This is a genomic window from Lacipirellula parvula, assembly GCF_009177095.1.
GTDB lineage: Bacteria > Planctomycetota > Planctomycetia > Pirellulales > Lacipirellulaceae > Lacipirellula > Lacipirellula parvula.
The window spans coordinates 3,403,810-3,420,067 of record NZ_AP021861.1; the positions used below are offsets into that span (position 1 = coordinate 3,403,810).

General features: G+C 64.3%; 12 protein-coding genes. 9 read left to right on the forward strand and 3 right to left on the reverse strand.

The features are described from left to right. Window positions 1-9 precede the first annotated feature (9 nt). Both PLANPX_RS13430 and PLANPX_RS13435 read left to right on the forward strand, forming a co-directional pair. Entirely contained in the window at window positions 10-2,514 is a 2,505-nt protein-coding gene (locus PLANPX_RS13430; protein WP_152099224.1) for an ABC transporter substrate-binding protein, read from the forward strand. A gap of 8 nt (window positions 2,515-2,522) precedes the next feature. Then, window positions 2,523-4,019, forward strand: a complete 1,497-nt coding sequence (locus PLANPX_RS13435; RefSeq protein WP_152099225.1) for a hypothetical protein — start codon at window positions 2,523-2,525, stop codon at window positions 4,017-4,019. Between the two features lie 292 nt (window positions 4,020-4,311). On the opposite strand, the gene PLANPX_RS13440 is transcribed toward PLANPX_RS13435, so the two are convergent. Both PLANPX_RS13440 and PLANPX_RS13445 read right to left on the reverse strand, forming a co-directional pair. Continuing rightward, on the reverse strand, window positions 4,312-5,682 hold the full coding sequence (locus PLANPX_RS13440) for a serine/threonine-protein kinase (RefSeq protein WP_152099226.1): 1,371 nt from the start codon (window positions 5,680-5,682) through the stop codon (window positions 4,312-4,314). A gap of 141 nt (window positions 5,683-5,823) precedes the next feature. Then, window positions 5,824-6,867: a substrate-binding domain-containing protein gene (locus PLANPX_RS13445; protein ID WP_152099227.1), complete on the reverse strand. Its 1,044-nt coding sequence runs from the start codon at window positions 6,865-6,867 to the stop codon at window positions 5,824-5,826. 100 nt (window positions 6,868-6,967) lie between these two features. Here PLANPX_RS13445 and PLANPX_RS13450 point away from each other — a divergent pair, with 100 nt between their 5' ends. Genes PLANPX_RS13450 through PLANPX_RS13465 form a run of 4 tightly spaced genes read left to right on the forward strand, consistent with a single transcriptional unit; the run spans window position 6,968 to window position 10,179 of the window. Beyond that, window positions 6,968-7,801, forward strand: coding sequence for a PEP-CTERM sorting domain-containing protein (locus PLANPX_RS13450; protein WP_152099228.1), 834 nt, complete (start codon window positions 6,968-6,970; stop codon window positions 7,799-7,801). Beyond that, window positions 7,801-8,829: a DUF1559 domain-containing protein gene (locus tag PLANPX_RS13455; RefSeq protein ID WP_152099229.1), complete on the forward strand. Its 1,029-nt coding sequence runs from the start codon at window positions 7,801-7,803 to the stop codon at window positions 8,827-8,829. The genes PLANPX_RS13450 and PLANPX_RS13455 overlap by 1 nt, the downstream gene beginning before the upstream one ends. 31 nt (window positions 8,830-8,860) lie before the next feature. After that, on the forward strand, window positions 8,861-9,475 hold the full coding sequence (locus PLANPX_RS13460; protein WP_152099230.1) for a hypothetical protein: 615 nt from the start codon (window positions 8,861-8,863) through the stop codon (window positions 9,473-9,475). Further along, the gene (locus tag PLANPX_RS13465) at window positions 9,472-10,179 is read left to right on the forward strand and encodes a hypothetical protein (RefSeq protein WP_152099231.1); all 708 of its coding nucleotides are present in this window, start codon (window positions 9,472-9,474) and stop codon (window positions 10,177-10,179) included. Before PLANPX_RS13460 ends, PLANPX_RS13465 begins: the two co-directional genes overlap by 4 nt. Before the next feature lie 258 nt (window positions 10,180-10,437). Here PLANPX_RS13465 and PLANPX_RS13470 read toward each other — a convergent pair whose 3' ends face one another. Beyond that, complete coding sequence (locus tag PLANPX_RS13470) at window positions 10,438-11,142, reverse strand: RluA family pseudouridine synthase (protein ID WP_152099232.1); 705 nt, start codon at window positions 11,140-11,142, stop codon at window positions 10,438-10,440. A 240-nt stretch (window positions 11,143-11,382) separates the two neighbouring features. Between PLANPX_RS13470 and PLANPX_RS13475 the strand changes: the two genes are divergently transcribed. From PLANPX_RS13475 to tkt, 3 genes are all read left to right on the forward strand, one after another. Beyond that, window positions 11,383-11,994, forward strand: a complete 612-nt coding sequence (locus PLANPX_RS13475; RefSeq protein WP_152099233.1) for a Maf family protein — start codon at window positions 11,383-11,385, stop codon at window positions 11,992-11,994. 313 nt (window positions 11,995-12,307) lie between these two features. After that, window positions 12,308-13,297, forward strand: coding sequence for a Gfo/Idh/MocA family protein (locus tag PLANPX_RS13480; RefSeq protein ID WP_152099234.1), 990 nt, complete (start codon window positions 12,308-12,310; stop codon window positions 13,295-13,297). Between the two features lie 840 nt (window positions 13,298-14,137). Further along, the gene (gene tkt / locus PLANPX_RS13485) at window positions 14,138-16,198 is read left to right on the forward strand and encodes a transketolase (protein ID WP_152099235.1); all 2,061 of its coding nucleotides are present in this window, start codon (window positions 14,138-14,140) and stop codon (window positions 16,196-16,198) included. The last annotated feature ends 60 nt before the right edge of the window (window positions 16,199-16,258 follow it).

Below are 16,258 nucleotides of genomic sequence, written 5' to 3' on the forward strand. Positions count from 1 at the left end.
ACAGCCGCTATGCCACGCCTGCTCGCTCGCATTGATTCCGTTGCTCGCGTTCTCGCAACGCGATTGACGCTCGCATGCGCGCTGCTGGTCGCCGGCCGCATCGGTTACGGCCAGGAAGCGGCCGGCGAGACGCCTGCGGCTGCGGAAAAGCCGGCGCCCGCAATAGCCGCTGCCGAAGAGTCGGTCGAAATCCCCGTGCCGCTCATCGAGCGACCGCCGTTCGACAAGATCACGCTCGACGCCGCGAATCAGGGTCTCGAGATCGAAACGGTCCTGCTCGAACTCCCCGATCGAAAAGTCCCGTCGCCGTTCCCGACGAGCGGTTCGCTCGAGCTCCGCCGCCTCAGCCACCCGTCGATTCCCTACACGGTGCAGTGGTCCTCCATTGCCAAGGTCGAACTCTTCGAAGAGATGCTGTTGGCTGAGGCCGACCGCCTCACCGCCGCGGGCAAGTTCGGCGAAGCGTTCAACTACCTAGCGTTCTTAGCGGCAAACTACCCGCAACTGCCTGGGCTCGAGCAGGCCCTCCAGGCGCACCTGTGGCGGGAAGCGTCGACGGCCTACGCCGAGAAACGGTACGAAGACGCCTGGCCTGCGCTCGTGGCGCTCTACGAGCGGAATGCGGAGTATCCGCGCTTGGTCAACGCCGTCCAAGCCGTGAGCGACGACCTCGTCAATCAGAAACTGCAAAATCACAACTACGCCGCTGCACGACTGCTGGTCGATGCGCTCGGCGCCAGCTTCCCGCAGCTGCAATTGGCGAACATCGCCCGTTGGCAAGCAAAGTTTGTCAGCGACGCGAACGCCCAGTTGACGCGGGCTCGTAGCGCGTTCGATCGGAAAGACTACTCGGAAGCGCGAGACGCCGTTAACTTCGCGCGGTCGATCATGCCCGAGATCCCCGGCGGCGCCGAATTGTGGAAGCAAATCCAAGAAACGGCCCCCGAAATTCGCGTCGGCGTGACGCAAGCGGCGACGGGCGGCGTGATGTCGCAAACCCCCGCCTGGGCTGTCGCGAGAGTCAGCGGCATGGTCAATCCGCGGCTCGTCGAGATGGTTGACTTCGGAGCCGAAGGCGGCGTGTACGCATCGCCTTGGGCAGAAGTGAAAGCAAGCGACGACGGTCTGCGCACCGCGATCACGCTCACTCCGGCAGCCCTCGATCACGGCCTTACCCCAGGCCAACTCGCCCTCCGCATGGCCGAAATGGCCGAAGCGGGCAACTCGCGCCAGCAATCAGATTTTGCCGCGCTAGTCGATCGCATAAATCTCGTGAACGGACGGGACGTGGAATTGGCGTGGCGCCGCCCGCATGTCCGGCCAGAGTCGTTCTTGCAACTCCCGTTGCGCTGGCTGGGCTCCGCCGCCGAGACGCCCGGACTCTGGTTCGAGCCGCTGCCGGCGAAGCGCAATGGAATCGAGTGGCCCTATCAGCGAACCGGCACGCCTGCCAACGCTGCTGGTCAGCCGCGGCTGGTGGTGGAAACCGTGTTTGAAGACGACCAGGCCGCGCTCGACGCCCTGTTCCGCGGCGACGTCGACGCGATCGATCGGGTACCGCCGTGGCAGCTGAATCAGGTGCGGAACTCGCGAGACGTTGTCGTCGTCCCCTACCGCTTGCCGACGGTGCATGTCCTGATTCCGAATCCGGCCAATCCTCTGCTGGAACTGCGCGAGTTCCGCCGGGCGTTGAACTACGGTATCGATGCGAACGGCATTGTTCGCGACATCATCCTTGGCGGCGAACAGCAGCCCGGTTTCCGCACCTTGAGCGGACCATTCCCAGCCGGCGTCGCGCTGAACGATCCGGGAGGGTACGCCTACAACCAAGAGCTGCTACCGCGACCGTACGAGCCGCGGCTCGCTGCTCTGCTGGCAGCCGTGGCCCGGACGACGCTCACCAAACGTGCTGCCGACAAAAAGAAGGCCGAAGAGGCGGCGAAGGCCAAGGTCGCGGCGGCTGAAGGAAAGAAGCCCGACGCCGCGAAAGAACCCTCGCCCCCTGCAACGTCGCCCGAAGCCGCCGCAGCGCCCGCTGAGGAAAAGCCAGCGCCGCCGACGCCGCTCGTGCTTGCTCACGGAACCGATCCCGTCGCCAAACTGGCGTGCCAATCGATCAAGATGCAACTCGACTTGATCGGGATCCCCGTCACGCTGAAAACCTTTGCCGGCGCCGCGCCGCCGCAAGATCTACAGTACGATCTGCTTTACGTCGAGCTGGCCGTATGGGAACCGGTGTACGACGCGCGTCGCTTGCTGAGCTCCAACGGCGTTGCCGGTCGCGCCACCGCCATGATGTCGGCCGCGCTCGATCAACTCGACCACGCCGAAAACTGGAGCCAGGCCCGCGACCAGCTGCGCGAGATTCATCGCATCTCGCACTACGACTTGCCGCTGATCCCGTTGTGGCAGACGGTCAATTTCTTCGCCCATCGCAAAGCGCTCACGCAGGTCGGCGACGCGCCGGTCACGCTTTATCAAAACCTTCCGCAGTGGCGGAAGGCGTTCGAGTAGGATCCGCCGTGCAGTTGCAAGCAAGACAGACGCGAACTCGCTCCACGCCGCTGGCCAAGCCGGTGCGGGGACTACTGTGCGCGATCTTGGCGACGCTCGGCAGCATGGCGGGCTCCGCAAATGCTGCGGACCAACAGCCGTGGGAGTACACCCCCTACGCCGTGACCGCCGTGATTGCTTGCGACGATGCCGCGCGTCCGCAGCCCGGTCTCGAAGCGCAACTCGTTCAAGCCGTTCGCGATCGCGTCGAAGCCACCCTCCGCCCTCTCTGGAAGTTTACGGCGAACTCCGCCGCGACGCCGGCGGAGCGGCGGCAATGCTTCGCGCTCAACGAAGTCCCCTGGGCGGAACTAACGCCCGAGCAACTGGCAGTCGACAAACTCTTATGGCTTGGCGTTAAGACGACGCCCGCGGGGTACGAACTCTCCTGCCGGGAATTCGATCTTTTCTTGCGCCGCTGGAGTTCCGTGCGGACGCGCTTCATCCAACAGCAATCGTTCCTCGACGAAGCTTGCTTCGCGCTGCTGCGCGAAACGTTCTCGCCCCTCGCCATGATCGAGCCGATCGAGGGCAACCAGGAGCAAGTGCAACTACGCTTCAAAGGCAGCAAGTTGCCGCGCCCTTCCGGCGAAGAGGCGTTCGTCGCGCACGGCGATGCGTATTTGCCGCTGCTCCGGCGGACCGACCGCGCCGGGAAGCTGATGGAAAACGGCATCGCACCAGTCGCGTGGACTTATCTCGCCATCGACGATCTTGCCGCCCCCACCGCAAAAATCTTTAGCGGCTCGCGCCTCCCGTTCGGCAGCGCCAAGCGCGGCATGGTGCAGCAGGTCGCCATCGGCGTGCGAAACACGCCCGGACCGACTCCGGTTCGGTTCCATTCGCGTACGGACAAAACGCAAGGCCTCGCCGGTTATGAAGTGTTCCTGGCCGGCCCGAACGACGAAAACACGCCAATCGGCGTCACCGATCGCGACGGCGTCGCCGTCGTCCCGCCCGGCGCGGAAAACATTTCGATGGTGCTGCTGCGCAGCGACGGCCAGGTGCTTGCGAAAGTGCCGGTCGTCAGCGGCGGCGCTAAGCAAGAAACGCCGATTGCCGACAACGTCGCGCGGCTGCAGGCTCAAGCTGAATCGCAAGTAGTGCGTGAGGAATTGATCGACCTCGTCGCGCGGCGCGCCATCATGATGGGCCGAGTCAAATCGCTGCTCAAGAATGGCCGCGTCGACGACGCGAAGGAATTGATGTCGCAGCTCGACGCGCTGCCGTCGCCCTCGGTCTTTAGTCGCACGATCGACAACGCCTCGCGTCGCATTCCAAAATCGACCGACCCTTCGGTGCAGCGACGCATCGACTCGATGTTCAGCGCGACGCGCGACATGCTGTCGAAGTTCCTCAGTACGCGCGCCATCACCGACTTGCAAAACGAAGTGAATGCGGCCGCCACGGCTCCCGCTGCGGAAGAGCCGTCCGACGCGCCAGCCGCCGAACCGCCGACGAGCTAACGGAGAACTCCTCTTACATCCGTGTAGCTCCGGGCTTTGGAGCTCATTCAAGTGCAGGCTGGGGCCATTTTTTGAAAGTTCTGGCTCCCTCCCCCTTGAGGGGAGGGCTGGGGAGGGGGTGGAACCCTGGTACCCGCTGCCGTCACCCCTCCCTAACCCTCCCCCTCAAGGGGAGGGGACCTCAGGGGTTGATTTGCTCCGCGCTTCCGGCGACTTGCTGTTGAATAAGCTTCTCCGCTCCGCGCGACAATGCCTACCGGTATGGAGCCCCACCCCCGGGCAGAGCCCGGGGCTAAGTGAAGATCGTCAGCCCCGCCGCGACGATCGCCACCAAAATCGCCGTCCCGAGCAGCATAAACAAGCCGAAGCTTATCCCGGCTTGCTCCCACAGTTTCGCGGCAGCCGCTTCGTTGGCCTTCGGCCTGATGAAGTAGCTCATCGAATCGCTCATCGACACCGGCAATCCTGCCAGCGGCATCGCTGGCGCCGAACGGCTCGGCGTCTGCTCGCCGGTATCGATTTCTCCCGCCTCCACGGCGACGGTATCCGCCAGGTTGCCGGCGATGAACGACTTCTCGCCAGGGTCGGCCGCGTACTGGCCGATCTGCCGCCAACTATTCTCATCGGCGGTCGAAGTCCAGCGCCGCAACCGGTCGACCACTTCGGCAACCGAGCCGATCCGCTCCTCAGGCCGCTTGTGCATCATCTGCGCGATGAGGTCGGCGAGTTGCGGATCGAGGTTCGGCGTGAATCGCAGCGGCGTGATCGGCGCTTCGTCGAGATGCCGCCGCAGCTTGTCGCGCGTCGCGCCGCCAGGGTAGGGGACCTTGCCGGTCACTGCGTAGTAAAGCGTGCAACCCAGCGAGTAGATGTCGCACGACCGCCGCACGTCGCCTGGATTGGTGATCGCTTCCGGAGCGATAAAGTCGGGCGTCCCCACGATATGCCGCGGACCGCCGTCGGCCGCCGGCGCCGCGTCGGACGAGAACGACGCCAGTCCCAGGTCGGTCAGCTTCGTCAGGCCCTCCGGCGTCACCAGCAGATTGCCTGGCTTCACGTCGCGGTGGACCAGCCCCTGTTCGTGAGCATGGGCAAGCGCTTCGGCCGCTTGCGAAATCGCCAGCGTTGCCTGCTTCTCGGAGAGCGCTCCATGCCGCCGCACGAGCCGCCGCAGATCGCTCCCCGGAATAAACTCAGAAACGAGGAAGTACGTTTCGCCTTCTTTATCCGCGTAAGAAAGTCGCACCAAGTTCGGATGGTCGAGCTGAGCCTGCGCACGAATCTCGCGGCAAAAGGCGTCGATCGACCGCGGATCCATCTGGCTCTTCGGCAGCACCTTGATCGCTTCGATCCGGCCCAGCAGAAAATGCTCGCCCTTGAAGACGTATCCCATGCCGCCGTGGCCGATCGCGTCGAGAATCCGGTATGGCCCGAGCGTGAACTTCGTTCGCCCGTGTCGCAGCTGCTCCGCCTGCCACGGGTTGAGATAGCCGAGTTTGATCAACTGCTCGCTGAGGACGTCGTCAGACAGGTTCTTGAGCGACTGAATCCCCGATCGCAGCGGATCGACCATCTCGTGCCAGGCGCGGTCGATCTGCTCCTGCGTCAGCAATCCGCTGGCAAGGCCGGCCTGCTCGAGAATGGAATGATGCGAATGGGGCAAAACAGGTCCGGGCCGGGGAAGGCGGGCATACGCGACGCCCGCTTTTGCGCACAACTAGACGCCGCCATAGTATAGCCTCTGCAAATACGCGGCCAGACAGGCCTGAAAATGGGGCGTTAGCAAGCGTTCTGCGAGGCGTGCTTAACGCAATTCGCCCGCCGCAGTGGCCTGATGGCCCGGTACGTCGCCCATCAGCCGGCGGTAGCGCGACGATTGCAGCACCGACAGCAACGCCCGAAAGCGGCGATCTTCCAGCAACTCCTCGGCGACGCACAAGTCGTATGCCTCGGTTCGCACCGGCAGGAACTCAAGCCGCGATTCGCACGCGACGACGCGCGGCGTCACGCCCGCATCGGCCCACCCCGACCGCACCGCTTCAGCGACGCCGCGATGATCGCTGGCGATGCGACGAATCGATTGCTTTCCTTCGAGTAAATCGTCGAGACACTGCCGGGCGCCCGAACCGACTTCGCGGCCAACCCAACGGACCTTCGAGTTGACGAGCGCCGCCACATTCGGCCGCCGCCGTTCCGCGGTCGTCACGAGCCCCGCTTCCCACGTCGCCAAATGCACGAGCCGGTAGCCCGCACCGAGAACCGTCTCGACCGCCTGCTGATTGCCGCCGCTTGCATCGCTTCCCAGATGGACGCCGGCCAAATGAACCCGCCCCGCCTTGAGCAGTTCGAGGGCGTGCCGGCTGCTGCGAAAGTAACTCAGCAACCGCACGCCCGTCCGCAGGGCGAGTTCGTGGGCAAGGATCGAAACGGTCGGATCGCAGCAAGCGATGACAAGCGTCGGCGGCGCGGCCCGCAGTTCGTCGAGTTCCTCGGCTCCCTCGACGCCATCGTGCGGGAATGCAAACGGGATCGCCGCCTCGCTCGGGTAGCGAAACGTGCGGCCGCCAACCGCCGCCAGCCAATATCGCCCCGCCGGTTCGCCCCCATGCCACGCCCACTCGAGTGCGGCAGGCGCCGCGTCTTCGAGCTGAAACAGGTCCTCAACACGACAATTCAGCGCCGCCGCCAACCGCAATGCGGCGACCGTGGAGGGTACCAGCCGGCCCGCCTCGATGGCGCTAATGTTCGTCCGTGGCAGCCCAGCGGCGTCGGCCAATTGCTGCTGCGACCACCCGCGGGCGGCCCGGAACTGCTGCAATCGGCGGATGAGCGACGGGCTGTTTGACATGATTCTGTCCCCATGATAGACACTATCCTGCCAATTCCAATCGGGAACCCCGCGGCAACGTGTTGCGTGCTGCCGCTCCCCATTCTGAGATATTACTTCCATGAAAAGCTTTCGCCTGTCATTTCGGCTCCTCCCAGCGGTTTTTGCTCTCCTCGGAGCAACTGCCCAACTCGGCGCCGCCGCCCAGGTGACGCTCGCACCGAGCAAGGACAACTCCCTCATTCAGGTCACTTCCGCCAGCGCGGCCCAACTCAGCAACGGTCTCGGCGATATTTTCGTCGGCCGCACCAACCAAGACGGCCAAGGCCCCGCCACGATCAGCATGCGCCGCGGGCTGATGGCGTTCGACATCGCGGGCTCAGGCATTCCCGCCGGGGCGACGATCACTTCCGTCACGCTCACGATGCGCGACGTGATGGGCCTCAACGGCGACCGCAACGTCACGCTCCATCGCACCTCGGCCGATTGGGGCGAAGGAACCTCGTTCTTCAGCGGCGGCCAGGGTGGCCCCGCGACCACCGGCGACTCCACCTGGTTCTACCGCTTTTACGACGCAACGACGCCCGCGGCGAGCACCCCCTGGGCCACCCCCGGCGGCGACTACGCACCGACCGCCAGCGGCGGATCGATCGTTTCTGACGATCTTGGCGCTGGCCAGGTTTTCACCTGGTCGAGCGCGGCGAATCCGGCAATGATCGCCGATATTCAGTTCTGGCTCGCGAACCCCGCCTCGAACTTCGGTTGGACCATCATCGGCGATGAATCGGCCGGCCAAACAGCGAAGCGGCTCAACAGCAGCGAATCAACGACCGCGCCGAACATGCCGCCTTCCTTGGTAATCGAATACACCGCCGTGCCGGAACCCTCGACGCTCGTGCTGCTCGCCTTCGCGTCGCTCGGAATCTGCGGGCGTCGCTTCCGCATCTCCGCGTAATGCCAACCCGACCACTCGCAGCCTCCACGCGCCGCCGTCGATCGGGCCTTTTCGGTCCGCACGCCGACGCCGCGTTCACGCTCGTCGAGTTGCTCGTCGTCATCGCCATCATCGGCGTGCTGGTTTCGCTCCTCCTCCCCGCCGTGCAGGCGGCCCGCGAAGCCGCTCGCCGCTCGCAGTGCGCCAGCCAACAGCGGCAACTCGGCCTCGCGTCGCTCAACTACGTGAGCGCCAAGAGCGAGCTGCCTCCCGGTATCAACCAGTGGTACTTCAACACCGCCGTCTCGCACCGCGGCGTCCCGCTGTTCGCGTACCTGCTCCCCTACTTTGAACAGGGGACGATGCTCGCCGATTGGGACTACGTCGACCCGATTCACAATTCCGACCAGGGCGCCGACTCGAACACTGCCGCGGTCATTCCGCTGCTGATCTGCCCCTCCGACGAGATTCCGCAGAACCCGATCATCATGCCGGCGCGTGATTGGTACTACGCCCTTACCAGCTACGGCGGCAACGGCGGCACGCGCAGCTATTTCCCGCAGCAATCAACCGCCGACGGCCTGTTCCACACCACCGGCGAAGCGTCGGAGCCCGCCAACAACCAAGTCGCCGTCGAACCTCGCGCCATCACCGACGGCCTCAGCAACACGATCGCCTTCGGCGAGCGGACCCATCTCGACCCCAACTACCAAACCTTCAACGACGCCGGCTGGGGCGAACCGCTGCTCGAATGGGGCTGGTGGGGGGCCTCGACGAGCCGCAAAATGATCGGCCACGTGTCGATGAGCGCTCACGCCCCGTTCAATTACCAGCTGCCGTTCGACTACGCCGGTCGCAGCGGCCAATCTCCCTCCGCTGCCGCGTTCGCCGATTTCCAGTATTATGTCGACCTGCGGATCTCGGCGTTCGGCAGCAACCACCCGGGCGGCGCCAACTTCTGCTTCGCCGACGGCAGCTTGCGATTCCTCACCACGGAAACCGACCGCTCGCTTCAACTCGCGATCTGCACTCGCGCGGCGGATGACTGAAATAAGATTGAGCTACTCGGAGAACCGCAGCGTGCTTGCTTCCTGGACTGAAAACCGCAACCTCGCCGATCGCTCGCGCCTTGGCGGCTGGCAGCGTACGCTCGACGGCTACGCGGTGCGCGAAGTGGCGATCTTGCTCGTCCTTGGCCTGCTCGCCGCTGGGCTGACGGCGATCACGGCCAGCCCGATTCGCCTTCCCGGCCACGCGATTCTCCGCGGCACGCTGCCGATGATTCTGGGCCTCAGCCTCGTCCCCCGTCGCGGCGCCGGCACGGTCATGAGCGTCGGCGCCCTCCTCGGTTTCGCCCTCTCGCTACCGCTCGGCGGGGCACGACTACCGGTCGCGGCTGCGTGCGGGCTCGCGTTTCTCGGCCCCGCGCTCGACGTCGTCACCGCAAACGTCCGCGCGACTGGTTGGCAACTTTACCTGCGCTTCGCGGCGGCGGGCCTCGTGGCCAACCTCGCCTCGTTCGCCGTTCGCATGGCCGCGGGCGGCAGCGGCTCGGGCCGCGGTCCCGGCTCCGGCACCGGGATGGGCTGGCCCGTCGCTCTCGTCAGCTTCGCACTCTTCGGCATCGCCGCCGGCATCGTCTGCGGAGCGATCTGGTTTCGCACTAAACCTCGCACTGCCACGGACTCGCCATGATCTACGTCGGCATCGACGACACCGACACCCGCGAGACGCCCGGCACGAACAAGCTCGCGATGTACCTGTCGGAGCTGCTGCGCGATCGTTTCGAAACGCGCTGGATCGTCCGCCATCAGCTCCTCGAAGATCCACGCGTCCCGTGTACCAACCGCAACGGCTGCGTATCGCTGTTGTTCGAACCGCTCGGCAGCGACGGCGTTGCGGAGCTGACGAACATCTTGCGCGATGAAATCGTCCGCTGGATTCCCGAGGGGAGCGATCCGGGCCTCTGCATCGTCACCGATGCACCTGAACGCCTCTCGGCCTGGGGACGCACGGCGCAGCAAGAACTTGTCACGCAAGCCGCCGCTTGGGAACTCGCCCGCACGATTGGCGTCCACCTCGAAGCCCTCGGCGGCACCGGCGACGGCGTCATCGGCGCCCTCGCCGCCGTCGGACTGCTCGCCACCTGGAACAGCGGCCGCGTCATCCGCTGCTACCGCGTCCCGGCCGACGCATTTGATCTCACCGGCGAGTTCACCGTCGAGCAGCTGTACCAAATCGGCGTCGACGACATCTTCGCAGTCGAAGACGGCCGCCGCCTCGCCGCCGGAACCGTGAACCTCGGCAAGCGGCTCCGCCCCAACCTGCGTGACGGACGCATGGTCCTCTACGTCGCGGGCGAAGGCGACAATTACGAAGCCCAACGCGTCGTCGCGTAGCCCCGGGCTCCGCCCGGGGGTCGGCCACCATCCCGACGGGCGTCACCACGCGTGAAAAGCTCTGGCCCCCTCCCCCTGGAGGGGAGGGCTGGGGAGGGGGGATGAACGCTGGTACCCGCTCCTTTCACCCCTCCCTAACCCTCCCCCTCAAGGGGAGGGGACCTCAGGGTTTTGTTTTCTCCAAGGCTTCCGCAGCTCGCAGATGAACGGACGTTGGAGCAGGGGACCAAAACGCATCAACTGACCGCAAGCGTTTAGTTAGCTCGGCAGCGGCAACCGACTCACCCCGCCATGCCGCGACCACGACTTCGGCAACCGCGCCTTCAACTCCATCGGCTCGCGCCTTACCGGATGCTCAAACTCCGCACGATAGGAATGGAGTGCAATCCCCGGCGAAAAATCTTCGCTCCCGCCGTACTTACGATCGCCGACAATCGGGCAGCCAATCTTCGCGAGCTGCACGCGAATCTGATGCTTCCGTCCCGTGTCGAGCTCGATCTCCAGCAGCGACAACCCGCCTGCGGAGCCGAGCAACCGGTAGCTCAGCCGCGCCTGCTGCGCCCCCTCAGCCCCCGCGTGCGTCACATGCACCTTTCGATGCCGTTCGTCCTTCCGCAGATAGTGCTCAAGCACGCCGGCGTCTTCCGGCGGCCGGCCCGCGACGACGGCCAGGTAAATCTTGCGCACCTGCCGCGTACGAAACGCCTCGCTCAACCGCGCCGCCGCCTTCGAGGTCCGCGCGAGCAGCACGAGCCCCGTCACCGGCGCATCGAGCCGGCTGACGATGCCCAGATAAACATTCCCCGGCTTGTCGTACTTCTCGGCTATGTACTCCTTCGCCACCGTGAGCAAACTCTCACGATCCTCAGCCACCCCCATCGTCGGCAACTCAGCCGCCTTGTTCACCGCCAGGAGGTGATTGTCCTCGTAGAGCACATCCAATCTATCGAAACGAGCGGGCATGAATGGTCAGCGGAGTCAGCGGCAAATCGGGGGCGAATCGCTCCACGATACCACGAAACCCAAGTCGACCCCATCGGCGGCAGATCGCTCCGGCTGCAGATTCACCCACCTTTTCCATTTCTTCTTTGCGCCTTCGCGTCTTTGCGTGAGACCTGTCTTCGAACGATCTCACACAAAGGCGCAAAGGGACGAGCAAGTTATCCTAGATTCCGCCCCAAAATCCCCAGACGATCGCCGCCCATGCCCACCCGCCGCCTCATCCTCGCCAGCAGCTCCCCCCGCCGTCGCCAGTTGATGGCCGACGCCGGCTACCAGTTCGAAATCTTCCCTCCGCACGAATCGGTCGAGTGCGGCATCTGCTCGACCGGCGGCCCCGCGTCGCTCGTCGTCGAACTCGCCCTCAGCAAGGCGATCAACGTCGTCGCCCAGCTGAAGGAACTCGGCCAACTCGACGACCAGTGCGTTATCGTCGCCTGTGACACGGTGGCCGAGTGCGGCGGCATGGTCCTCGGCAAACCGGCCGACGAAGCCCACGCCCGCGACATGCTCGAGCGGCTCCGCGGCACGCTCCACCGCGTCTACAGCGGCATTTCCGTCTGGCGGCCCGGGGCGACCGGCGACGCCGGCCAACCCGACGTCCAACTGGCGACTTCGGAGCTCCGCATGGATCAGATCAGCGACGAGCAACTCGACGAATACCTCGCCAGCGGCCTGTGGGAGGGAAAAGCAGGTGCGTTCGGCTATCAGGATCGGGCCGGTTGGCTCCACCTAATGAGTGGGACTGAATCCAACGTCGTAGGCCTGCCGATGGACTTGCTGGCCAACATGCTCGCCCGCATCGACGCTGATTGATCCCGCCGCATGTTCCAAATACTTCTGGCTCCCTCCCCCTTGAGGGGAGGGCTGGGGAGGGGGTGGAACGCTGGTACACGGCTTCAATCACCCCTCCCTAACCCTCCCCATCAAGGGGAGGGGACCTCAAAGTTCGATATGCTTCGTCCAACCCGCCGATTGTTCCGATTAAACCGCTACGGAATCCCGCCCTCCGCCTCAGATCGCCCACCCAGCCGCGGCAGACTGGGACGACTGCCAACCGGCCGGTATACTTCAGTGGCTTTCCATTCCGTAGTTCCGCGGTAGCCTTCACGCACAGCGCGCCAAGATTATGAGAATCAGGGTCGGCGTCGTCGGCATTGGGCCGCTGTGGGAAACTCGACACCTCCCCGCATTGCGGGCGCTCTCCGATCGCTTCGAGATCACCGCCGTCTGCGATCCGGTGCAGCATCGGGCCGCCTTGGCCGCTCGCCAGCTGAACGCCGCCGTCCACGACGGCTACCGGGCTCTCACGGCCCGCAGCGACGTCGACGCTGTCCTGCTCCTTTCGCCCCAGTGGTTCGGCCCGCTGCCGATCTACGCCGCCTGCGAAGAGGGCAAAGCGATCTACTGCGCCGCCGCCCTGGAGCTCAAGGACGACGAGGCGATGGTCCTGCGGGACCGCGTTCGCGAGTCGGGCATTGCCTTCATGGCCGAGTTCCCCTGCCGGCTGTCGCCCGCGACGCTGCGGCTCAAGGAGCTGATCGCCACCCGGCTCGGCACGCCGCGGATCTTGTTCTGCAACCGCCGCCGCACGATGGAAGCCGCCGGAGAACATGGCACACGCTGCGAGCTCGACCTCGTCGAGCTAATCGATTGGTGCCGCTACGTCGTCGACGCCGAGCCGAGCTCGCTCGTGGCGATCTCGCACAACCCGCGCGGCGAGGGCTTCGCCGACTACTTCTCGCTGAGCCTCGACTTCGCCGACCCGACCGCCGAAGGGAAGGGCGCCATGGCGATGATCGCCTGCGGCCAGTACGTGCCGAAATCGTGCGAAGAATCGCTCGCCTACCGCCGCCCGGCCGATCTGAAGGTCGTCTGCGACAACGGCCTCGCCTTCGTCGACCTGCCAAACACGGTCGCCTGGTTCGACAGCGCCGGCCAGCACCTCGAAACGCTCGACCACGAACGCCCCGTCGGCGAGCAACTCCTCATGCACTTCCACCGGGCCGTCGAAAGCCTGGTCCTCAAGACGGCGAGTCTCGAAGACGCCCACCGCGCCCTCGCGATCGCGGCGCTCGCTCGCCAAAGCTGCGCGACGGGCCAGCGGGTTTACTGCTAGAGCGATCTTCAGGTAAACGAAGCGCCTGTCGAAGCGTCGCGTCTGTCATCCCGAGCGGAGCGAGGGATCTAGTAGCTCAAACGAGCTTCCAGATTTTTCGCTTCGCTCAGAATGACGCTACTGTCAACTAAAAAGCCTCTCTAGAGCGTCGCTGGTCGGCATCGCTCCTCAGCGATTTCATCTTGAAATCGGCCACCCAATTTGATAGTGTACAGATGGATATTCCGTCCATCACTTTGTGATCGATCGCGCGCACTAAAAAGGCGTCATTGGCAATCCGCGCGCTCATCACGGCGCGAGCTCCACAGCACTACGCTTCCATTCTGTCACCGACCAATCACCCGCCACGACGCAGCAACTTCAACACAGCAAACAACTTAGAATTCTGTCGCCAAAAACGCATTTCGCGACAAAATGCCGCGACAGAAATCGGCAGGTAGCCTGTTCGCCGAGTCGAGCGCACAGCGCAACCGCTTGGAGCGCGCAGAAGAAAAGACGTTTAACCACGAAACACACGAAATCAACGAAAGTGGAAGGAGCAGCTCTGCCAAATTCAGCCATTATCTCCACCCGATTCGCACTTGCATTTCTTTCGTGTCATTTCATCTGTTTCGTGGTTAAGAAATTCCCCGCATTCCTTCGTGTTCGTCGTGCCGTCGTGGTGAAATCCCTCAGCAAGTGAAACCAGCACCGTAACTTGAGAAATTGCGTAACCCCCCAGTCCATTTGCACTTAACGTCCACGACGGTTTGACACCTCGCAAATGCGTTCCCTATATTTGCGGTTTGCGCAAATCATGGCGATCTCGCCAACGACTACTTTCTCTGCGGAAAATTCTGCATGGCCACGACTTCGAGCAACGTTACCGAACTGACGATCAACACGATCCGCACGCTGGCGATGGACGGCGTCGAGAAGGCCAACTCCGGCCATCCCGGCACGCCAATGGCCCTGGCGCCGGTCGCCTACGAGCTGTGGACCAACACCCTCAACTACGATCCCAGCTCGCCGCTCTGGCCGAACCGCGACCGCTACATCCTGTCGTGCGGTCACGCCTCGATGCTGATCTACTCGCTGCTCCACCTCGCGGGCGTGAAGAAGGTCGACGCCAACGGCAAGGTCGAGTCGGGCCTCTCGGTCACGCTCGACGATCTCAAGAATTTTCGCCAATGGCACAGCGCAACCCCCGGCCATCCGGAATACGGCCACACCACTGGCGTTGAAACCACCACCGGCCCGCTCGGCCAGGGCGTTGCCAATAGCGTCGGCTTCGCGATCGCCGAGCGCTGGCTCGCCGCCCGCTACAACCGCCCTGGCTTTAAGCTGTTCGACTACAACGTCTACGCCCAGTGCAGCGACGGCGACCTCATGGAAGGGATCTCGCAAGAGGCCGCGTCGATCGCCGGTCACTTGAAGCTCTCGAACCTCTGCTGGATCTACGACGACAACAACATCACGATCGAAGGCCGCACGAATCTTGCCTTCAGCGAGCACGTCCCCGAGCGGTTCCGCGCTCTCGGCTGGCATGTGGTGGAAATCGAAGACGCCAACGACCTCAACGCCCTGGCCGACGCCTATCAGTCGTTCCTCGACAACGTCGAGAGTCCGACGCTAATTGTCGTCCACAGCATCATCGGTTACGGCGCGCCGAAGAAGGCGAACACTTCCGCTGCCCACGGCGAACCGCTCGGCGCCGACGAAATTCGCGCCACGAAGGCCGTATACGGCTGGCCCGAAGATCAATCGTTCTTCGTTCCGCCGGAAGCGCCGAAATATTTTGCGTCGACCTTAGGAGCCCGCGGCAAGAAGGCCCGCGAAGCGTGGGAGACGCTGTTCGCGAAGTACAAGCAAGCATTCGCCAAAGAGGCGACCGAGATCGAACAGATGCAGCGTCATGAGCTGCCCGCTGGTTGGGACGCCCCCGTGCCGGAGTTTCCGGCGGATCCCAAGGGCGTGGCTACCCGCGTATCAGGCGGCAAAGCCCTTAACATGTACGCCGAGCGGATTCCGTGGCTGATCGGCGGTTCGGCCGACTTGGCGCCGTCGACGAAGACGCTGTTGACGTTCAAAGAAACCGGTGCGTTTTCCGCCGACGACTACAGCGGCCGCAACTTCCACTTCGGCATTCGTGAGCACGGCATGGCCGCCGCGGTGAACGGCATGACGATCAGCGGCCTGCGAGCCTACGGCGCTACGTTCTTCGTCTTCAGCGATTATCTGCGCCCGTCGATGCGGTTGGCCGCGCTCATGGCCATCCCGTCGCTCTTCGTCTTCACGCACGATTCGATCGGCGTCGGCGAAGACGGCCCGACCCACCAGCCGGTCGAGCACCTGGCCGCCGCCCGCGCGATCCCGGGGTTGATCGTCCTTCGCCCCGGCGATGCCAACGAAGCGATCTACGCCTACCGCGCCGCGTTGAAGGAAACGAAGCACCCGGTGGCAATGGTTCTCACTCGGCAGAACCTGCCCACCCTCGACCGCACCAAGTACGCTCCCGCCAACGGGGTCGAACGTGGCGGCTACACGTTAATCGACGCGCCCGGCGGCAAGCCGCAGGTGATTCTCCTGGCGACCGGCAGCGAACTGTCGCTCGCCTGCGAGGCGTTTGACCAGCTCGCCAAAGAAGGGATCGCGGCCCGCGTGGTGAGCATGCCGTCGTTTGAGCTGTTCGAGCGGCAAGACGCCGCGTACCGCGAGCAAGTCTTGCCCGCCGCCGTGACTGCACGAGTGGCCGTAGAAGCCGGCATCCGCCAGCCGTGGGACCGTTACCTTGGTTTAGGCGGCGGATTCGTCGGCATGCATGGGTTCGGCGCGTCGGCTCCGGCTCAAACACTGTACGAGAAGTTTGGCATCACGACCGCCGGCGTCGTCGCCGAAGCGAAGCGCGTCCTCGGCAAATAACCGATCGGCGTGTCGTTTTAGAACGCAATCCTTTAGCCCCCGGTTCTTCAAACCGGGGGC